This is a genomic window from Curtobacterium sp. MCLR17_059, from assembly GCF_003234665.1.
Classification (GTDB): Bacteria; Actinomycetota; Actinomycetes; order Actinomycetales; family Microbacteriaceae; genus Curtobacterium; species Curtobacterium flaccumfaciens.
On record NZ_QKSU01000004.1, the window covers coordinates 66,491 to 86,947 of the forward strand.

The 20,457-nt window shown below is 68.5% G+C and carries 17 protein-coding genes; 5 read left to right on the top strand and 12 right to left on the bottom strand.

Annotated elements, in window-relative coordinates; genetic code table 11:
* Nucleotides 1-14 precede the first annotated feature (14 nt).
* The 3 genes from DEJ12_RS07565 to DEJ12_RS17825 all read left to right on the top strand — a co-directional run bounded on the left by DEJ12_RS07565 (nucleotide 15) and on the right by DEJ12_RS17825 (nucleotide 5,604).
* On the top strand, nucleotides 15-512 hold the full coding sequence (locus DEJ12_RS07565; RefSeq protein ID WP_042539423.1) for a DUF1003 domain-containing protein: 498 nt from the start codon (nucleotides 15-17) through the stop codon (nucleotides 510-512).
* A complete protein-coding gene (locus tag DEJ12_RS07570; RefSeq protein WP_111029549.1) occupies nucleotides 505-1,665 on the top strand; it encodes a P-loop NTPase in 1,161 nt (386 codons plus the stop codon). The genes DEJ12_RS07565 and DEJ12_RS07570 overlap by 8 nt, the downstream gene beginning before the upstream one ends.
* Before the next feature lie 66 nt (nucleotides 1,666-1,731).
* Nucleotides 1,732-5,604: an NACHT domain-containing NTPase gene (locus tag DEJ12_RS17825; protein WP_146245553.1), complete on the top strand. Its 3,873-nt coding sequence runs from the start codon at nucleotides 1,732-1,734 to the stop codon at nucleotides 5,602-5,604.
* Between the two features lie 221 nt (nucleotides 5,605-5,825).
* On the opposite strand, the gene DEJ12_RS07580 is transcribed toward DEJ12_RS17825, so the two are convergent.
* On the bottom strand, nucleotides 5,826-6,194 hold the full coding sequence (locus DEJ12_RS07580) for a twin-arginine translocase TatA/TatE family subunit (protein ID WP_110894138.1): 369 nt from the start codon (nucleotides 6,192-6,194) through the stop codon (nucleotides 5,826-5,828).
* 64 nt (nucleotides 6,195-6,258) lie between these two features.
* On the opposite strand from DEJ12_RS07580, the gene DEJ12_RS07585 reads away from it, so the two are divergent.
* On the top strand, nucleotides 6,259-6,891 hold the full coding sequence (locus DEJ12_RS07585) for an O-methyltransferase (RefSeq protein WP_017887052.1): 633 nt from the start codon (nucleotides 6,259-6,261) through the stop codon (nucleotides 6,889-6,891).
* Nucleotides 6,892-6,918: 27 nt separating this feature from the next.
* On the opposite strand, the gene DEJ12_RS07590 is transcribed toward DEJ12_RS07585, so the two are convergent.
* From DEJ12_RS07590 to dapE, 4 genes are all read right to left on the bottom strand, one after another.
* On the bottom strand, nucleotides 6,919-7,647 hold the full coding sequence (locus DEJ12_RS07590) for an AAA family ATPase (protein WP_111029550.1): 729 nt from the start codon (nucleotides 7,645-7,647) through the stop codon (nucleotides 6,919-6,921).
* 114 nt (nucleotides 7,648-7,761) lie between these two features.
* Nucleotides 7,762-7,932, bottom strand: coding sequence for a DUF3117 domain-containing protein (locus tag DEJ12_RS07595; RefSeq protein WP_017887054.1), 171 nt, complete (start codon nucleotides 7,930-7,932; stop codon nucleotides 7,762-7,764).
* A gap of 147 nt (nucleotides 7,933-8,079) precedes the next feature.
* The gene (locus tag DEJ12_RS07600; RefSeq protein WP_111029551.1) at nucleotides 8,080-9,324 is read right to left on the bottom strand and encodes a hypothetical protein; all 1,245 of its coding nucleotides are present in this window, start codon (nucleotides 9,322-9,324) and stop codon (nucleotides 8,080-8,082) included.
* Nucleotides 9,309-10,391, bottom strand: coding sequence for a succinyl-diaminopimelate desuccinylase (gene dapE / locus DEJ12_RS07605; protein WP_111029552.1), 1,083 nt, complete (start codon nucleotides 10,389-10,391; stop codon nucleotides 9,309-9,311). Before dapE ends, DEJ12_RS07600 begins: the two co-directional genes overlap by 16 nt.
* A gap of 151 nt (nucleotides 10,392-10,542) precedes the next feature.
* Here dapE and dapD point away from each other — a divergent pair, with 151 nt between their 5' ends.
* Entirely contained in the window at nucleotides 10,543-11,508 is a 966-nt protein-coding gene (dapD, locus tag DEJ12_RS07610; RefSeq protein WP_111029553.1) for a 2,3,4,5-tetrahydropyridine-2,6-dicarboxylate N-succinyltransferase, read from the top strand.
* 834 nt (nucleotides 11,509-12,342) lie between these two features.
* Here dapD and DEJ12_RS07615 read toward each other — a convergent pair.
* From DEJ12_RS07615 to typA, 7 genes are all read right to left on the bottom strand, one after another.
* Nucleotides 12,343-13,641 (bottom strand): citrate synthase, encoded by a 1,299-nt coding sequence (locus DEJ12_RS07615; protein WP_111029554.1) that lies wholly within the window; start codon nucleotides 13,639-13,641, stop codon nucleotides 12,343-12,345.
* Nucleotides 13,642-13,805: 164 nt separating this feature from the next.
* Nucleotides 13,806-14,924: a succinyldiaminopimelate transaminase gene (dapC, locus tag DEJ12_RS07620; RefSeq protein ID WP_111235445.1), complete on the bottom strand. Its 1,119-nt coding sequence runs from the start codon at nucleotides 14,922-14,924 to the stop codon at nucleotides 13,806-13,808.
* Nucleotides 14,925-14,935: 11 nt separating this feature from the next.
* A complete protein-coding gene (gene fdxA, locus DEJ12_RS07625; RefSeq protein WP_017887060.1) occupies nucleotides 14,936-15,253 on the bottom strand; it encodes a ferredoxin in 318 nt (105 codons plus the stop codon).
* Nucleotides 15,254-15,288: 35 nt separating this feature from the next.
* Nucleotides 15,289-16,473, bottom strand: a complete 1,185-nt coding sequence (locus DEJ12_RS07630) for a PIG-L family deacetylase (protein WP_111029555.1) — start codon at nucleotides 16,471-16,473, stop codon at nucleotides 15,289-15,291.
* A 19-nt stretch (nucleotides 16,474-16,492) separates the two neighbouring features.
* Entirely contained in the window at nucleotides 16,493-17,041 is a 549-nt protein-coding gene (locus DEJ12_RS07635; protein WP_071404165.1) for a hypothetical protein, read from the bottom strand.
* Nucleotides 17,042-17,156: 115 nt separating this feature from the next.
* A complete protein-coding gene (locus tag DEJ12_RS07640) occupies nucleotides 17,157-18,350 on the bottom strand; it encodes an amidohydrolase (RefSeq protein ID WP_220034787.1) in 1,194 nt (397 codons plus the stop codon).
* A 100-nt stretch (nucleotides 18,351-18,450) separates the two neighbouring features.
* Complete coding sequence (typA, locus tag DEJ12_RS07645) at nucleotides 18,451-20,373, bottom strand: translational GTPase TypA (protein ID WP_027464562.1); 1,923 nt, start codon at nucleotides 20,371-20,373, stop codon at nucleotides 18,451-18,453.
* Between the last annotated feature and the right edge of the window lie 84 nt (nucleotides 20,374-20,457).

Below are 20,457 nucleotides of genomic sequence, written 5' to 3' on the forward strand. Positions count from 1 at the left end.
ACTCCCCCAAGGGCATGCGCACGCGTGTGCTCCCCAGCCGCCGCCGTGGTCGCGGGGACACCTTCGGTCGTGCGACCGAGGGCATCGCTCGCGGGATGGGCACGCCGTGGTTCCTCATCGGTCTCACGCTGTTCTGCGTGGTCTGGATGGGCTACAACACCCTGGCGCCGAAGCCGTGGCAGTTCGACTCGGCGGCCATCGGCTTCACGGCTCTGACGCTCGTGCTCTCGCTGCAGGCCTCGTACGCCGCCCCGCTGATCCTGCTCGCGCAGAACCGGCAGGACGACCGCGACCGCGTGCAGTTCGAGCAGGACCGCCAGCGTGCCGAACGCAACCTGGCCGACACCGAGTACCTGGCCCGCGAGGTCGTTGCCCTGCGCCTGGCGATGCGGGACATGGCGTCGAAGGACTTCATCCGCGCTGAGCTCCGCTCCCTGCTCGAGGAGCTCGACCGCCGCGACGCCGACGAGGCCGGGTACGCGGACGAACACGACAGCTCCACCCGTGGCTGACGCCGTCCCCACCGACGAACAGCTCGGCACGGCGGTCCTCGCCGCGCTCGACCGCGTCATCGACCCCGAGATCCGCCGCCCCGTCACGGAGCTCGACATGATCCGTGGTGTCGACGTGCAGCCAGGAGGCGCGGTGCGCGTCGACCTGCAGCTCACGATCGTGGGATGCCCCGCCGCCGACACCATCGAGCGCGACGTCCGCGCCGCCGCCGGGTCCGTCCCGGGGGTCGTCGCAGTCGACGTCGACGTGTCCGTGATGGACCCGGCCACTCGTGCCGCGCTGACCGAGCGGCTGCGAGCCGGCCGTCCCAAGGGCGTCCAGTTCACCCCGGACTCGCTCACGCGCGTCATCGCCGTCACGAGCGGCAAGGGTGGCGTCGGCAAGTCCACCGTCACCGTGAACCTCGCCGTCGCGCTCGCCCGCCGGGGCCTGCGGGTCGGGGTCGTCGACGTCGATGTGCACGGCTTCAGCGTCCCCGGCCTGATGGGTCTGACCGACGAGCACGGGGTCGCACCCCGCCCGACCCGCGTGGACAGCATGATCCTGCCGCCGGTGGCGCACGACGTGAAGGTCGTCTCGATCGGCATGTTCGTCGACGACGTCTCGACCGCGGTGTCGTGGCGCGGACCGATGCTGCACCGCACCGTGAACCAGTTCCTGACCGACGTGTTCTTCGGCGACCTCGACGTCCTGCTGCTCGACCTGCCCCCGGGCACCGGCGACGTCGCGATCTCGGTGGGGCAGTTGCTGCCGCACGCCGAGGTCCTGGTCGTCACGACCCCGCAGGCCGCCGCGGCCGACGTCGCCGAGCGCAGCGGGATCGTCGCCCGGCAGACCGGGCAGCGGGTCATCGGCGTGGTCGAGAACATGGCGGGGCTCGTGCAGCCCGACGGCTCGGTGCTGCACCTGTTCGGCGAGGGTGGTGGCGCCGAGACCGCCGCACGGCTCTCCCGCGGGCAGGACGCCCCCGTCCCGGTGCTCGGCAGCGTGCCGCTGTCCGTGCCGCTGCGCGAGGGCGGTGACGCAGGCGTCCCGGTGGTGCTCGGTGCCCCGGAGGACCCGTCCGCCGTGGCCCTGACGGCGATCGCCGACCGGATCACCACGATGGGACGCGGGCTCGCCGGCCGGAAGCTCGGGTTGTCGCTGTCCTAGGCTCCCGAAAACGCGGATACCTCAACCAACACGCGCGCTCTCCAGAGAACCCGACAATATATCGAGATGGACTATGACCTTGACCGTCTAGGGAACAAGCAGTTCGAACATCTCTCGCAGAGTCTGACTGCTGCTGAAGTGGGTGCGCGAGTCAGTACATTCGGGGCTGGCGCCGACGGAGGTCGCGAAGCGACATGGACCGGAGGGGATATTGCACTGTCCACGCACGGAGACTGGCGGGGGTACTCCGTACTCCAAGCCAAACACCGTGAATTTCCAGAAGCACCAGCGAGTAATCTGACTTGGCTGAAGCGACAGCTGCGAGAAGAAATAGCACGGTGGAGCGCTCATAGAGCTTCAAAATCGAGGAAGCTACCAGAATTTTATCTCGTCTCCACCAATGTTCGCTTAAGTGCAGCCGACGGCGGGGGCAAGGACGAGATTGCCAAATGGCTTGGAGCAGAATTCAGCCGACAGGGTCTCAGGTTGACCGGCTGGAGGATTTGGGATTACGACGACCTTCGCCTTTTGCTCGACAAGCATGGCGAAGTGCGTCGGGCATATCGCGCGCTGGTGACGCCAGGCGACGTCCTCTTCAACCTGTTGGAACCTTCGCGATTCTCCGAACGTTTCGACCTCGCATTGCAGCTACATGCCGCAAATCAAATGAGGCGAGAGCACCGCCTCAAATTGGGGCAAGCCGGCGAAGCAAAGGACACCCCCCTACCAATCTCGGCTGTCTACATGGACCTTCCATACATCGGGATTGATACACTACAAAGAGAGCCGCGCGTTACCGCTCACCTCTTTGACACGTTTGACAGTCATTCGAACCAACGCCCCACCGGCTCTAACTTCCATGTCCTGATCGGGGGCCCCGGCCAGGGCAAAAGCACGGTCAGTCAATTCATTGCACTGTCATACCGTGCGGCTTTTCTTGGAGGTTCCACGGTAATAAATGACGCAGAGACCTCAAAAATTGCAGCCGATATCGAGCGTCGACAGGAACACAACTCCCTTCATATCGCTAGCCGACGCTGGCCTGCCCGAATAGTCCTGAGCGAGTTCGCGGACAGCCTAGCAGCGGGAGAAACCAAAACGGTACTGGACTTTCTCGCCGCAGAGATAAGTCAGGCCGGGCAGCCCGTCACCTCAGGGGACCTTTCAAAGTGGATGGAGGATCACCCCTGGCTCGTGATCCTCGACGGATTCGACGAAGTTCCAGCAACGAGCGACCGACAAGCTGTACTGCAGTCCGTCGCCGATTTGGTATCGCACGCGAATACCGTCGGAGCAGACGTACATTTCGTCGCAACGACGCGCCCTCAGGGGTACTCCAACGAATTTAGCAGATCCCGCAATATTCACCTCGCACCGCTTTCTCCGTCCGAAGCACTGGGGTACGCCGAAGAGTTCCTCACCGCACGCAATGGCGCGAACACAGCGGCCAACGACCGCACGAACCGCGAACTCAGAAAGGCCGTGAGAGTCGATGCCACCCGACGACTCTTTGAATCACCCTTACAGGTAACCATTCTCGCAATTTTGCTGGAGCGGCTAGGCCACACTCCCGGTGACCGCTGGCAGCTCTTCTGGAACTACTACCAGGTGATCATGCAACGCGAGCAGGAGAAGCCCGGTGAACTTGCACAACTGCTCAGACAATACACGTCGGACATCAATTATCTGCATCGAAAAGTGGGAATCCTGCTTCAGGAAAGCAGCGCGCAATCCGGACGCGCCAGCGCCAGTCTCACTACACGAGACTTTGCGTCGATTGTCGAAGAGCGCCTCCTCGAGATGGAGCACTCGCCAGGCGAGGCAAAACACCTCACGGACCGCATTCTCTCCCTAGCCACCGAGCGCCTTGTATTCCTCGCGCGCCTTTCCGCAGAGTCAATAGGGTTCGAGATTCGCTCTATCCAAGAGTTCATGGCAGCCGAGCACGTTGTCCTAGACTGTCCCGAGAGCTCGGTTCTCGATCACTTGCGGTTGCGCTCACTAGTACCGCATTGGCGGAATGTCATTCTCTTTGCGGTTGGTCGGATCTTCTTCGAGAAGGAACTCTTGAAGCCAGGCGTCGACCACCTTTGCGCAGATCTAGACTCGGCCAGCCCTGCTCACTCCGTTAACAGAAGCGGTGGGAGGCTCGCTCTGGACATTCTCCTAGATGGGTCCTGCGCGAACCAGCCTAAGTACGCACGCACTCTTGCAGCTCGGGCCGGCTCGCTGCTATCCGCTGTCGACCTTCGTCTTCTCGCTGGTCTTGAGCGGCTTCCAGAAGGGCACGCTAGGAAGGTCGTTCGAGCTGAAGCGAGCCGCCTCATGCGACTCGGCGAGCCTGCCTCATTCGGCGCTTTGAGCTATTTCGCGCGCGAGGCAGCGGCTGGCGATGAGGAATCGGCAGCTGCGGTGAATTCCCACTTCGAGAACGCGATGCCTTCTGCACAAGCCCATCTCGTCAAATTCGCCTGGGGACAACATTCTCTCACAATGGACGAAGCCGCGAGTAGCTTGCTCGAGGATTTACAGCCGTCAAATTTCCTCGGTGAACAGAATTCGATCGTCGGTTACGCTGATCCCGAAAATCTGCCGAGTAACCTCCTGTCACGACTCAAGATTTCCTGTAGCCCGGCAGTCGATTCCGACCGGATAGAGGTGCTGCACGGAGAACACTCTCTTCAACTGTCGATAGTTCTGCGACGCGTTCTGGATTGCGCGAGGCCACTTAAGCACCCTGCGCTTGAAAATTTGCCCGGCTCGGAGTGGAGTTACGTTCGAGCTGCTGCGCGTGCCGACACAGCGGACGGAGTCGCCGTTGTACTCGCCTCGCTCGCGAAGAATCCGTCGCTTGCGAGCCTGCAGATCCGGCACAGCTGGCTCGTCGAGGGGTTGCTGAAGTGGTGCGTAGGCGATGACGGTGCGAACATGGACTACCTGGACGGCATCACTTCAGCGGTCCGAAATGGAGTACTGGGTTCCATCGAGGAGTGGACTGCCGCAGAGGACCGTGCTGTAGCTAACGGGGTTCAACTCGAGCACAGTGGTACACATCCTCTCGACGACAAATACTCGCTGGAGGACCGCCTAGACGCCATTCTACTCCACGGTGGATCTTTTGAGGCAAGTTCCCCATACGACGCAGAGAGCTTGGCTGCCGCAATCCGCGACTGCGAGATACTCTCCGAGGTATCAGCCTCAACGTCTCATATCTCACTGCGAGCCACTTACCTTGATCTGTTGCATTTCATGGCATCACTATCTTCGCGAGCGATCATCGACAACGCGGATGGCGATCTCGACGCTGTTGTTCTTCACGAAAGCCAGCGAGCCCTCGACCGATTTACCATGAACCTCCTGGCCTCTCCAATTCCCCTAGCGACTCCCCTCAGCGGCGCATTGTGGATCGACTGGCTAGGATCGATCGCTTCACCTGAATTAATCGAGTCTGATTACCTTGCGAAACTTGCCGCGTCTCGTATTTCTCGGCCAGAGCCAAACGAGAGTCTTGCGCTTGCACTCTACGGGGCCGCTCTCGAGAATTCCACTGCAGGTATTCTTCGACTTTGCGTCCTATTTGATCCTCGACTCATTTTCTCACCGGCAATGGAAGACTGGACAGGCACAGAAGGTCTCCCCGCAACTCTGTCTGCGGCAATGGATGCGGCGCGTTTGATTCAAGCCTCGCCGGGGTCAGGCGAACTTGAAGCGTTGCTTGGACGACTCGTCGCCGACGGCCCCCATGCAAGCGTTTTCGAGCCATCGGTACTGCGCTTGTGGCTGGAGGGCCTACGTCGCAGTGAATTCACGACGCAGGAAGAAGCGATGGCCAACGCTGCCATGATCACGTTCGGTCTCGACGAGAACGTTGCCGCCATCGCCGCTGCTGCCAGCCTCGAAATCGCTCGCGGAGAAGCGGGGTCTTTCGAAGCTATCTGACGGGTGCAGGCCTGCCGGACCCTGCCGTGGCGCTTCAGCTCCCGCATGGTCGAGACCGACACCGGCTCGTGGGCCTGGCCGGAACACGACCGCGCCCGGATCCCCACGACCTACACGATCGTCGCCACCCGCGACTGACGACGCAACCCCCCTGACGGATTGGAGGCCCGGTGCCAGCTGGCACCGGGCCTCCAATCCGTCAGGTGGGGACGTGACGGGCGTCAGGTCGCCTCGGCGTCGAAGGGTGCCGGTTCACCGGCGGCCAGGGGCACGACGGGAGCCGTCGCGCGAACCTTGGAGGCCGTCACCTGCGCGGTCTGCACGGCGGCCGCACTGGAACCGGAGTCGAGCAGGGCGTCTCGGATGATGCGGCGCGGGTCGTACTGGCGCGGGTCGAGTTTCTGCCACTCGATGTCGTCGAACTCGGGGCCCATCTCGTCGCGCATCCGCTCCTTCGCGGTGTCGGCGAACCGACGGACGGCCTTGACGAACTCGGCCAGCTTCTGGGCGTACATCGGCAGGCGCTGCGGCCCGAGCAAGAGGACGCCGATGACCCCGATGATCAGGATCTTGTCGAGCGGGATGTCCACGCGAGCGAGCCTAACGCGTGCTGCTGCGTTGCACCTCTAGAGTTGTCTCCCGAACGGAGTGTGCGTGTCAGAGAAAGAGTCGAACTGGAAGTTCGCCGAGGACATCGTCTCGGAGACCGAGGCGATCGCCCGTGCTCGTGAGCACTCCCTGGAACTCGGGGTCGAAGCGATCTCGCCCGCGATCGGTGCGCAGATCGGGGTCATCGCCGCAGCCTCGCGAGCCACGAGCATCATCGAGATCGGCACCGGCCTCGGGGTCTCCGGCCTGTACCTGCTCGCCGGCGCCCCGAACGCGACCCTGACGACGATCGACGTCGAGGTCGACCACCAGCAGTTCGCCCGCGACGCCTACATCAGCGCCGGCACCGCTCCCGCACGGATCCGGCTCATCCCCGGTCGGGCGAACCAGGTGCTCCCCCGCATGAACGAGGCCTCGTACGACGTCGTCCTCGTCGACGCCGACCCCGAGCACGTGATCGAGTACGTCGAGCACGGTCTGCGGCTCGCCCGCCTGGGTGGCACCGTCCTGGTGCCGCACGCCCTGTGGCGCGGACGCGTGGCCGACCCGGTGAAGCGCGACCGCGCCACCACGGACTTCCGGCTGCTCCTGACCGAGGTGTCGACCTCGGGTGCGGTGCGCAGCGCGCTGTCGCCCGCCGGCGACGGGCTGCTGCAGTTGACGAAGGTCACCAACTAGCGCTCGACCCGCCGGCGCTCGCGCAGGTCAGTCGAGGTGCCGCAGGTACCGCTCCGGGGACTCGAGGAACGCCCGCTGGTTCCGCACCAGGTCGAGGTCGCGCCACTCGGTGCGCCGCAGGCCCCACTCGCCGACCTCGTGGATCGTCGCGCCCGGGAACGCGGCGAGCACGGGTGAGTGGGTCGAGAGCACGACCTGGCCGACGCCGCTCTCGACGATCGAGCGCAACAGTGCGATCAGGGTGAGGCAGCCCGAGAACGACAGGGCGGACTCCGGCTCGTCGAGGATCCAGAGGCCGGGCCAACGCGCCCGGTCGATGACGAAGTCCAGGAATGCCTCGCCGTGGCTGCGCTCGTGGAACACCGGCTCGGGGCGACTGCGGTTCGGGTGCTCCTCGAGGTAGGTGAAGAAGCCGTGCATCGTCTCAGCACGCAGGAAGAAACCACCGCGGGGCGCACCGAAGTCACGTCGCAGGGCGATGTGCTGCCACAGGTCCGACTCGGACGGACGGGTCGAGTGGTGTGCCCCGGTCGAGCCGCCTTCCGGGGACATCCCGAACGCGAGCGCGATGGCCTCGATCAGGGTCGACTTGCCGACACCGTTGTCCCCGACGAACACCGTCACCGGGTCCAGGTCGAGGCCCTCGTCGAGCAGCTGCCGGATCGGCGGGAGCGTGGCCGGCCACTCGTCGCGCGGCATCGGGTCCGGGTCGCGGTACTCCTCGACGCGTCGGATGGGCAGGTGGGTCCTCGGCACGGCCCCATCCTGCCGGAGCCGACCGACACCGCGTGTGGACGCCCGCTACCGGCGGGCAGACGGAAGGCCCAGAGCGTACGCGCTCCGGGCCTTCCGTTCTGGTGCTTCGACGTACTAGGCCGAGACGACCTCAGCGAGTGCGTCGTGGAGTTCCTTGGCCTCGGCATCGTTGACCGAGACGACCAGGCGGCCTCCACCTTCGAGCGGAACCCGCACGATGATGAGTCGACCCTCCTTAACAGCCTCCATCGGCCCGTCACCGGTCCTCGGCTTCATGGCTGCCATCAGATGTCCCCTTTCGTGCAGTAAATGCAGCCCCATTATCCCGTATGGAGGGGGCAACTGCGAAACCGCCCAGGTTGGGGGTGTCGGATGTGCCGTCCGGATGCTCCGCAGAGCGCGGATCCACGGGCCTCCGGCGCCCCGCATCGATCACGGCGGGGTCCAGTCGTAGCCGTCGACCCACCACGTGTAGTACAGCCAGACCCACTGCAGCCCGACGAACGCGACGACGACGGCCACGCGGTACACCCGCGACCGCGGCAGCGCCACGATCCCGAGCAGCGGTGCGATCGGCACGAGGATGCGCCAAGTGCTCGACTGCGGGAAGAACACCGCCAGCAGGTACACCAGGTACGCCACGCCCCAGAGTCGGAGCTCGATGCCGATCCGGCGCGCAGCGGGCATGCACACGAACGCGGCGAACCCGATGAGCACGACGACGAGCAGCACCGCGCCGGCCGGCTGCCCGAACCACCACCCGAACCCCTGCACCCACGGCGCGAACGGCACGAGTTCCTTCCACCCGATGTACGACGACCGCCAGGCGAGCTCGGTGTCCGTGTAGGCCTTCGGCGCCCCGGTGACCGCCCACGCGATCGCCGGCCACGCCAGACCGACCAGACCCGACACCGTGGCGACCACCGCTGGTGGGACGAGCCGGCGGAGGGTCAGCGGTTCCGACGAGCGCACCCACGCCGGGCGGATCGCCCACGCGACCACGAAGAGCACCACCAGGAACGCGAAGGCGAGCCCCGTCGGTCGGGTCATGCCGAGCAGGAGCACGACGGGCAGCATCGCCCACCACCGTCGATCCACCATGAGCAGCAGCGCGACGAGCAGCAGGAACAGGCCCATCGACTCCGCGTAGGCCACCTGGAACATCGCCGACACCGGTGCGACGCAGAACAGCACCGTGGCGAACGTCGCCCGTGCGGGGTCGAGGAACCGTCCCATGAGGCGGCGGAACACCAGCGCGGCCCCGAGTCCGGCGAGCAACGACACCGAGACCGCGACGAACTCGAACGATGCTCCGGTGAGCAGCGTGAGCGCGCGCACCAGGAACGGGTACGCGGGCATGAACGCCCACGCGTTCTCGGTCACGTGCCCGGCGGCGTCGACGGGCAGCGTCGACGGGTACCCGCCCGTGGCGATCACGCGGTACCAGGCACCGTCCCAGATCGACGCGAACGACAGGTAGCCCGGGCTCTGCACGGTGAACGAGTTCGCCGCCTGCACGCGGGCGAAGGCGAGCATCATGGCGCCCGTGACGAGCCGCGCCAGCACGTACACGACCGTGATGCGCACCCACCACGGGACGACCCGGTACCGGGCCCGCCAGCGGTTCCGGGCAGGGGTCCTCCGGGTGGCCCCCGCCGTCGTCAGGCCGTCAGCCACCGACGCAGCCCGGCCTCGACCGCGGTGATCTGCGCGACCGGGACCTGCTCGTCGTCGTGGTGGGCGAAGACCGGCTCGCCGGGGCCGTAGTTGACCGCGGGGACCCCGAGCGCCGAGAAGCGTGCGACGTCGGTCCAGCCGTACTTCGGACGGGGCTCCGGTCCGCCGACGGCCGCGACGAAGTCCTGCGCGAGCGGGGCGTCGAGTCCGGGGCGGGCACCGGCGGCGAGGTCGACGATCGTGACCTCGTACCCGGCGAACAGCTCGCGGATGTGGGCGACGGCTTCGTCGGCCGAGCGCGAGGGGGCGAACCGGTAGTTCACGTGCACCATCGCCTCGTCGGGGATGATGTTGCCCGCGATGCCGCCGCTGATGCCGACCGCGTTCAGGCCCTCGCGGTACTCGAGCCCGTCGACCGTCACGGTCCGCGGTTCGTACGCGGCCAGGGTGGCCAGGATCGGGGCGGTCTTGTGGATCGCGTTGTCGCCGATCCAGCTCCGGGCGCTGTGCGATCGCTTGCCGAACGTGCGGATCTCGGCGCGGAGGTTGCCGTTGCAGCCACCCTCGATCTGCGCCCCGGACGGCTCGCCCAGGATCGCGAAGTCGGCGGTGAGGAGTTCGGGTCGCGTCCGGGCCAGGCGGCCGAGGCCGTTCAGGGCGTCGCTGACCTCCTCGTGGTCGTACCAGACCCACGTGACGTCGACCGAGGGGTCGACCAGGTCGTACGCGAGCTTGAGCTGCACCGCGCAGCCGGCCTTCATGTCGACGGTGCCGCGGCCCCAGAGGATCTCGGTGCCGTCCTCGGCGGTCCGGAACTCGGTCGGCAGGTTGTCGTTGAGCGGCACCGTGTCGATGTGACCGGCGATGACGACGCGGCGGTCGCGGCCCAGGTTCGTCCGCGCCACGATCGCGTCGCCGTCGCGGATCACCTCGAGGTGCGGCAGCGGTGCGAGCACGGCCTCGATCGCGTCGGCGAGGGCCTGCTCGTTCCCGGACACCGACTCGATGTCGCAGATGGCACGGGTGATGTCGATGGACGAGGCGGTGAGGTCGAGGTGCTCCGGCATGCGGGCAGCCTACCGGCCGTCCCTCGCACCGCCCCGGCAGTCCGGACGGTCGGGAACCCGCCGACCCAACAGGCAGGACGGTCGGCGACCGCACCGCCCCGGCAGTCCGGACGGACGGTGCCCGCGGACCGGCGCTCGGTACCCTGGAGCCGTGACCGACACGACTGCCACCGACCGCCCGACCCACGCCTGGGGCCACGGCCTCGCGACGATCGCCGCCGACGGCACGACGCTCGACACCTGGTACCCGGAGACGCACCTCGGGGCACTGCCCTCCGACGCCGTGTTCCCCGCCGAGCTGCAGGCGCACGTCGGTGACGACCCCCGCCGCGAGGTCCGGATCGAGGCCGTCACCACCGAGATCACGATCGACGCCGGCCCGACGAGCACCCCGGACGCGTACCTCCGCCTGCACCTGCTGAGCCACCTGCACGTCCGCCCGAACGAGGTCTCCCTCGACGGTGTCTTCGGCCACCTGCCGATCGTCGCGTGGACGAACGCCGGCCCGGTGCACCCCGAGTCCCTGACGCGCCTGCGCCCGTCCCTGCAGCGCGCCGGCATCGCCGTGCACGCCATCGACAAGTTCCCGCGCCTGCTCGACTACGTCGTGCCGGACCGCGTCCGCATCGGCGACGCCAACCGCGTCCGCCTCGGCGCACACCTGGCGCCGGGCACGACCGTCATGCACGAGGGCTTCGTGAACTTCAACGCCGGCACCCTCGGTGACGCCATGATCGAGGGCCGCGTCTCGCAGGGCGTCGTCGTCGGCAACGGCACCGACATCGGCGGCGGCGCCTCGATCATGGGCACCCTGTCCGGCGGCGGCACGCACCGTGTCTCGCTCGGCGAGCGCGCGCTGCTCGGCGCGAACGCGGGCCTCGGCATCTCGCTCGGTGACGACTCCGTCATCGAGGCCGGTCTCTACGTCACGGCCGGCACGAAGGTGGTGCTGGTCGGCGCGGCACCGAACCCCGACGGCACCCCGAAGACCGTCAAGGCCGCGGAGCTCTCCGGCACCCCGAACATCCTGTTCCGCCGCAACAGCATCAGCGGCGCCGTCGAGGCACTGCAGCGCAAGGGCGAGGGCATCCAGCTGAACACCGCGCTGCACGCGTAGCGCTCGGCCAGCGGTCACGACGCGCCGCCTGCGCGCGCCGAGGGCGCACGAACTGTCGCTCCGGCACCCGCCGGACGACAGTTCGCGACCACTCGGCGGAGGTGAGCGGCGCGCCCCGCCGCCCCGCGCCCGACACGCCCGCACGGAGGCCCGGTGCCGGTCCACGAGACCGCCACCGGGCCTCCAGGCGGTCGCGTCCAGGGCCGCAACCCGCCCCGCGAGTGGTCACAACACACCGTCCGCGCGCTCCGAGGGCGCACGAACCGTCGGTTCGACACCCGCCGGACGACAGTCCGCGACCACTCGGCGGAGGCGAGTGGCGCGGCCCACGATCGCGCTCCCACCGACGCACCCGCCTGGAGGCCCGGTGCCGGTCCACGAGACCGGCACCGGGCCTCCAGGCCGTCGCATCCAGAGCCCCAACCCGCCCCGCGAGTGGTCACAACACGCCGTCCGCGGGCGCCGAGGGCGCACGAATCGTCGTTTCGACACCCGCCGGACGACCGTTCGCGACCACTCGGCAATGGTGAGCGGCGCGCCCCGCCGCCCCGCGCCCGACACGCACGCACGGGAGGCCCGGTGCCGGTCCCCGAGACCGCCACCGGGCCTCCAGGCCGTCGCCTCCAGGCCGTCGCGTCCAGAGCCCCGCGAGTGGTCACAACACGCCGCCTGCGCGCACCGAGGGCGCACGAACCGTCGTTTCGACACCCGCCGGACGACCGTTCGCGACCACTCGGCGGAGGCGAGTGGCGCGTCCCGCCGGACGGCGGCACGCGGCGCGCACGCACGAGCGCCCCGCGCCACGGAACCGTGGGGCGGGGCGCTCGGGGTCGATCAGCGCGCGGGGACGTCGCGCTCGGGTGCACCCACGTAGAGCTGCTGGGGGCGACCGATCTTGTTGAGCGGGTCGTTGTTCAGCTCGCGCCACTGGGCGATCCAGCCCGGCAGGCGACCGATGGCGAACAGGACGGTGAACATCCGCGGCGGGAAGCCCATCGCCTTGTAGATGATGCCGGTGTAGAAGTCGACGTTCGGGTAGAGCTTGCGGCTGACGAAGTACTCGTCCTCGAGTGCGATCTGCTCGAGTTCCATCGCGATGTCGAGCAGGTCGTCCTGCACGCCGAGGGACTCGAGGACCTCGTGCGCGGACTCCTTGACGAGCTTCGCGCGCGGGTCGTAGTTCTTGTAGACGCGGTGCCCGAAGCCCATGAGCTTGACGCCCTGCTCCTTGTTCTTCACCCGCTCGACGAAGCGCGTCACGGGCTCGCCCGAGTCCTTGATCTGCTGGAGCATCTCGAGCACGGCCTCGTTCGCACCGCCGTGCAGCGGGCCGTACAGGGCGTTGATGCCGGCCGAGATCGAGGCGAACATGTTCGCCTTCGTCGAGCCGACCATGCGCACCGTCGAGGTCGAGGCGTTCTGCTCGTGGTCCTCGTGCAGGATCAGGAGCCGCTCGAGCGCTTTCGAGAGCACCGGGTTGGGCTTGTAGGTCTCGGCCATGGTGCCGAAGTTCAGCCGCAGGAAGTTGTCGACGAACGACAGCGAGTTGTCCGGGTACAGGAACGCCTGCCCGATGGCCTTCTTGTGGGCGTACGCCGCGATGACCGGGAGCTTGGCGAGGAGCCGGACGGTCTGCAGCTCGACCTTCTCGGGGTCGTCGACGTCCATGTCGTCCTCGTAGTACGTGGACAGGGCGCTCACGGCGCTCGAGAGCACGGACATCGGGTGCGCCGAGTGCGGCAGGGCGTCGAACAGGCGGCGGAGGTCTTCGTGCAGCAGGGTGTGCCGACGGATGCGGGCGTCGAACTGCTCGAGCTCGGTGGGGGTCGGCAGCTCGCCGTAGATCAGGAGCCACGCGACCTCGAGGAAGGTGCAGTTGCCGGCGATCTGGTCGATCGGGTACCCGCGGTAGCGCAGGATCCCCTGGTCGCCGTCGATGTAGGTGATCGCGCTCTTCGTCGCACCGGTGTTCACGAACCCGTAGTCGAGCGTGTTCATCCCGGTCTGCTTCTTGAAGGTCGAGATGTCGATCGCGGACGCGCCGTCGACGCTCTGCAGGATCGGGAACTCCGCCGTGCCACCCGGGAACGTCAGCGTCGCGGTCGCGCCCTGCTGTTCGGCGGCGGGACTCACGGGGACGGGCGTGGTGGGCGGTGTGGCCGTCTTCTGAGCGTCATTGGCAGTGTCAGTCACGAGGACAGCCTAATCGCGGCACCTGTCGGTCGTGCACACATCCCAGGTGACGATTTGGTGGTTCCCACGGATTGCGGGCACCACCGGAACGACTCGTGTCCGTGCTACGCGGTGCCGAGGCGACGGCTGCTCGCCAGTCGCTGCGACGCTGCGGCGATGCGTTCGTCGGTCGCCGTCAGGGCCACGCGGACGTGCTCTCCCCCCGCTGCGCCGTAGAACGTGCCCGGTGCGACGAGGATCCCGCGGTCGGCGAGCCAGGCCACGGTGTCGAGTGCGGGTTCGCCGCGGGTGGCCCAGAGGTAGAGCCCGGCCTCGCTGTGGTCGATCCGGAACCCGGCATCCTCGAGTGCTCGCCGGAGCATGTTCCGGCGCGCCCGGTAGCGGGCCTTCTGCTGCTGCACGTGGGTCTCGTCCTGGAGCGCGACGACCATGGCCTGCTGCACGGGCAGCGGCGGCATGAGCCCCGCGTGCTTCCGGACGGCCAGGACGTCGGCCAGGATCGCGGCGTCACCGGCGACGAAGGCCGCACGGTAGCCGGCGAGGTTCGACTGCTTCGACAACGAGTACACGCTGAGCACGCCGTCGAGCGAGTCACCGACGACCCGGGGGTCGAGGATGGTGGGCGTCGGGGTGGTGGCGTACTCCGGGTCCCACCCGAGCTCGGCGTAGCACTCATCGCCGACGATGACGGCTCCGAGCTCGCGGGCGCGCACCACGGCGGCACGGAGCTCGTCGATGGTCAGCACGCGGCCGTCGGGGTTGCCCGGGGAGTTCAGCCACACGAGCTTCGTGCTGGACGGCCACGCCGCCGGGTCGTCCGACGCGAGGGCCTCGGCGCGGACCAGTGCGGCGCCGAGCTCGTACGTCGGGTACGCGGCGGCCGGGAACACCACGGTGTCACCGGGGCCGATGCCGAGCCAGAGCGCGAGGCCCGCGATGAACTCCTTCGAGCCGATCGTCGGCAGCGCGTTCGCCTCGGTCAGGGCGACGCCGTGCCGGCGGCCGTACCAGTCGGCGATGGCCTGTCGCAGCGCCGGGGTGCCGGCGACCTGCGGGTAGGCGTGCGCGTCGGTCGCGGTGGCCAGGGCGGTGCGGACGACCTCGGGCGTGGGGTCGACGGGCGACCCGACGCTGAGGTCGACGATGCCGCCCTCGTACGCCGCGGCGCGCTGCTTGAACGGGACGAGCTGGTCCCAGGGGAAGTCGGGGAGGTCGAGCGCCACGACGTGTCCGGTCAGCCGCGGACGGGCTCGGCCGCGACGACGGGGTGGTCCTTGTGGATCACGCCGACCTTCGCAGCGCCGCCGGGCGATCCGACCTCGTCGAAGAACTCGACGTTGGCCTTGTAGTAGTCGGCCCACTGGTCGGGCAGGTCGTCCTCGTAGTAGATGGCCTCGACGGGGCAGACCGGCTCACACGCACCGCAGTCGACGCACTCGTCGGGGTGGATGTAGAGCGAGCGGTCACCCTCGTAGATGCAGTCGACCGGGCATTCGTCGATGCAGGCACGGTCCTTGACGTCGACACAGGGCTGGGCGATCACGTAGGTCACGGTTCGGGTGCTCCCTTCGACGAGCGGGTTCGAGTCTACTCGCGGCCCGGGGCCGTCCGGGACCGCAGCCCCGACAGGTCCGGCCACGCGAGGACCAGGGCGGCGATGACCGCGGGGGCGAAGGTCCAGACGTACCCGGCCGCGTTGGCGAGGACGAGCGGCGAGCTCTCCCCGCCGACCGACACGAGCACCTGCGTCGCGACGAGGATCCCGATGCCGATCGCGGCGACCATCGTCCGCGAGCGGTAGACGAGCCGCACGCCCACGGTCAGGCCGAGCACGATGAGGGTGGTGATGACGAGTCCGACCGGGAACGCGCCGAGCGTCTGCTGGTGCGTGACCGTCCCGAGCCCGCCGGCGAGCAGCCCGAGCAGCAGCGAGACGACGACCGCCGCGGCCTTGCCCTGGCCGGACATCTCGGCGTAGGTCTGCGGGGCCGCCGGCTGCGGGGCCGCGTCGTGCCGGAACGCCTCGACCGCCGGGGCGTGCTGCCGGACGCCGTGCGGCATCACCCACGACAGGGCCGCTGGGTCGGCGGGGTCCACGGGGTCGACGTCGACCTGGGAGCGGTACTGCTCGACCGCCGCACGCACCTTGGCCCGGACCGGCAGGACGTCGACCGTGACGTCGGCCTGGCCGTTGGCGGGGTCGACGATCATCGAGAACGGGACCTCTTCGGCACGGGCCGCGTACTGCGCCGCGTGGTGCATCCGCACGTGGTCGGGATGCCCGTAGCCGCCGTCGTCGGCGTAGCTGATCACGGCGTCGGCACCGGTGGAGCGGATCGCGGCGCGGACGTCGTCGACGACCTCGCCCAGGTCCGCCGCGGTCAGCGAGTCGGCCGGGGCGTCGTCCGCGGCGGTGGCCCGCCCGTCCGGGCCCCACTGCATGCCCGAGTCGACGTAGCGACGCTCCGGCAGGTCGGTCGGCCGGGCACCGCGCCCGCCGAGCCACAGGTGCTGCGGACCGCCGAGGGCGGCGAGGGCAGCGGCGATCTCGGTCTCCCGGTGCCGTGCCACCCGCGCGGGGTCGCCGGCCAGCGGGGCCAACTGCTCCGTGAGCATCTCACCGCGCTCGCCCCGGGTCGCGGTGAGCACGGTCACCTCGGCGCCGCGCTCGAGCAGGGTCGCGATGGTCCCGCCCGACGAGAGCGTCTCGTCGTCGGGGTGGGCGTGCACGATCAGGACGCGCTCGGGGCGCGTGGCGGGGGCCTTCGACATCGTCCCCAAGGGTACGGGACTAGCGGGGCGTGACGATGTAGGTCGCCGTGACGCCGCCGCTGTCCTTGGTCTCCGAGAAGGTCAGGACGACGCGGTAGGCGTCGCTCCGGAACATGCCGAACGCGCTCGACGAGTCCGCACGCTTGGCCGACTCGGTGTACCCGGCGTCGGTGAGCTGCTGCACGGCGGCCTGGAAGTCGTCGACCGAGGCCGCCCGGACCTGCGCGACCCACCCGGAGCCGTTCGGGCCGGCTCCCCCGCCGAGCACGGTGCCGTCGACGAGCGGGACGTCGGCCGACGGGAACCCGTCCGGCACCTTGCCGTCGGAGGTCACGTCCGCGCCCTTGAGCGCCGTGTCGAGCGCCCCGTCGATGCCACCGGCGACCGAGGACATGCCGTCCTGGATCGCCTTGCCGTCGATCCCCGCGACCCCGTCGGCGACGTTCGACGCGACGGAGGACCCGAGGTCGGTGGCCTGCTGCACGGCCTGGGTCGAGCAGCCGGTGAGTCCGGCCAGGGCGATGCCGGCAGCGACGGCGGCGATCAGCGGGGTACGGAGGGAACGCATGGCGCGACCGTAACGGACGAGCCGGGAGGCCCGGCGCGAGTTGGCTGTGAACGTGCCGTCCCCGGGGCGGTCACGTGCGGCGGGGCCGCCCCGGGCCTCCTTCCCGAAGAACGTGTCAGGCGACGTAGGCGCGCGTCGCCGCGACCAGGGCGTCGACGCCGACCGGGATCGCGGTCTCGGCCTGCGGCGCGTAGAACGGCGAGTGGTTGCTCGGGATCTCCTCGCCGCGGCGGAAGCGCTCCGGGTCGGTGATGCCCGTGAACCAGTACACGAGCGGCGCTCCGGCGGCGGTGGCGAGCTGGCCGACGTCCTCCGACGCCATGGCGAGCCCGATCTCCAGGTCGCGGGCTCCCGGCACCTCGGCGCGGATGGCCTCGAGCACGGTGGCGGCGGCCTCGGCGTCGTTCACGGTGACCTCGGCGCCCGGTGCGCGCACGATCGTCGGCTCGGACAGGCCACCGGCCGTGCTCTCGGACCGGACGATGCGCTCGATCGAGGCGATGATGCGCTGGCGGGTCTCCTCGTTGCGGGCCCGGGTCGAGATCTCGATGACGGCCTCGTCGGGGATGATGTTCGCCCGCGTGCCGGCGTGGAAGCTGCCGACGGTGACGACCCCCGCGTCGCTCGGCGAGACCTCACGGGCGACGACGGTCTGCAGCCGCACGACGGCCGAGGCCGCGGTGACGACCGGGTCGAGCGAGGCCTGCGGTGCCGAACCGTGCGCCCCACGACCGTTGAAGGTCACCGTCAGCCGGTCGCTCGACGCCATCACGGGGCCGGTGCCCACCGCGACGATGCCGACCGGTGCGGGTGCGGAGTGCTGCCCGAGCACGACGTCCGGCTTCGGGAACCGCTCGACCAGGCCGTCCTCGACCATCGCCCGGGCGCCGGAGATGACCTCCTCAGCAGGCTGGAAGACGGCGACGACCGTGCCGCGCCAGTCCCCCGTGGTGGCGACCAGGCGCTCCAGCGTGCCGAGCAGCCACGTGACGTGGATGTCGTGGCCGCAGGCGTGCATGGTCGGGACCTCGCGGCCCTCGTCGTCGGTGCCGACGTGCTCGCTGGCGTAGGACAGGCCGGTGCGTTCCTGCACGGGCAGGCCGTCCATGTCGGCGCGGAGCCAGACCACGGGGCCCTCGCCGTTCGACACGACACCGACGACGCCCGTGCCACCGACGCCCGTCGTCACCTCGATCCCACCGATTTCGGCGAGCTTCGCAGTGATGACACCGGCGGTGCGGTGCTCCTGGAAGCCGAGCTCCGGGTGGGCGTGCAGGTCCTGGTAGATCGAGAGCAGGTCGAGAGTCACGCTGACCACGGTACAACCGCGAACGGCCCGGCCACCTGTGGCAGGTGACCGGGCCGTCGGACGGAGGACGGGCCTCCGCGCGTGTTGCTCGTGCTGGTGCTTACGCGTCCTGGCGCTTGAGACGCGCGTAGGAGCGCTGGCGAGCCGACGCGTCCAGCTCGACCTTGCGGATGCGCACGGCGGCGGGGGTGACCTCGACGCACTCATCCTCACGGGCGAACTCGAGGCACTCCTCCAACGAGAGCTGACGCGACGGCGTCATCGACTCGAACGTGTCGGCGTTGGCCGACCGCATGTTGGTGAGCTTCTTCTCCTTGGTGATGTTCACGTCCATGTCGTCGGCGCGCGAGTTCTCGCCGATGACCATGCCCTCGTAGACCTCTTCGGTCGGGTTGACGAAGAACGACATCCGCTCCTGGAGGTTCGTGATGGCGAACGGCGTCACCACACCGGAGCGGTCGGAGACGATCGAGCCGTTGATGCGGGTCTGGATCGCGCCGGCCCACTCGTCGTAGCCGTGGAAGATCGCGTTGGCGATGCCGGTGCCGCGGGTCTCCGTGAGGAAGGACGTGCGGAAGCCGATCAGGCCGCGCGACGGGACGATGAACTCCATGCGCACCCAGCCGGTGCCGTGGTTCGTCATGTTCTCCATGCGGCCCTTGCGAGCGGCCATGAGCTGCGTGATCGCGCCGAGGTACTCCTCCGGCGTGTCGATCGTCATGTGCTCGTACGGCTCCTGCAGCTTGCCGTTCTCGTCACGCTTCGTGACCACCTGCGGCTTGCCGACGGTGAGCTCGAAGCCCTCGCGACGCATCTGCTCGACCAGGATGGCGAGTGCGAGCTCACCACGACCCTGGACCTCCCACGCGTCGGGGCGGCCGATGTCGAGGACCTTGAGCGAGACGTTGCCGACGAGCTCGCGGTCGAGGCGCTCCTTGACCATGCGGGCGGTCAGCTTGTGGCCCTTGACCTTGCCGACGAGCGGGCTGGTGTTCGTGCCGATCGTCATCGAGATCGCCGGGTCGTCGACCGTGATGGTCGGCAGCGGGCGGACGTCCTCGGGGTCGGTCAGGGTCTCGCCGATGGTGATCGTGTCGAAGCCGGCGACGGCGACGATGTCACCGGGGCCCGCCGACTCGGCCGGGTAGCGGTCGAGCGCCTTCGTGATGAGGAGCTCGGTGATGCGGGCGTTGACGACGGTGCCGTCGTGCTTGACCCACGCGACCGTCTGGCCCTTCTTCATGGTGCCGTGGAAGATGCGCAGGAGCGCCAGGCGACCGAGGAACGGGGAGGCGTCGAGGTTCGTGACGTGCGCCTGCAGCGGGTGCTCGTCGTCGTACTTCGGGGCCGGGACGTGCTGGAGGATCGCTTCGAACAGCGGCTCGAGGTCGTCGTTGTCGGGCAGCTCGCCGTCGTTCGGCTTGTTGCGCGACGCGGCGCCGTTGCGACCCGAGGCGTAGACCACCGGGACGTCGAGGATCGCGTCGAGGTCGAGGTCGTCGACCTCGTCCGACAGGTCGGAGGCGAGGCCGAGGAGCAGGTCCTGGGACTCGGAGACGACCTCGTCGATGCGGGAGTCGGGCCGGTCCGTCTTGTTGACGAGCAGGATCACCGGGAGCTTCGCGGCGAGCGCCTTGCGCAGCACGAAGCGGGTCTGGGGCAGGGGACCTTCGGAGGCGTCGACGAGCAGCACGACACCGTCGACCATGGAGAGGCCGCGCTCGACCTCACCACCGAAGTCGGCGTGGCCGGGCGTGTCGATCACGTTGATGGTGATGGGGCCGTCCGCGCCGAACTCGGTCGCGTGCTTGCCGTTGTAGAGCACCGACGTGTTCTTCGCGAGGATCGTGATGCCCTTCTCGCGCTCGAGGTCGTTCGAGTCCATCATGCGGTCTTCGCCCTCGAAGTGGGCGTCGAACGAGTTGGTCTGCGTGAGCATCGCGTCGACGAGGGTGGTCTTGCCGTGGTCGACGTGTGCCACGATGGCGACGTTGCGCAGGTCGGACCGGGTGGCGAGCGCCATACAGGACATCCTTCAATTTCTGGGAGAGTGTCGGGCCAGTGTTTTCACAGCACCGCACCCGTGGGCAGAACGCCCGACACGCCA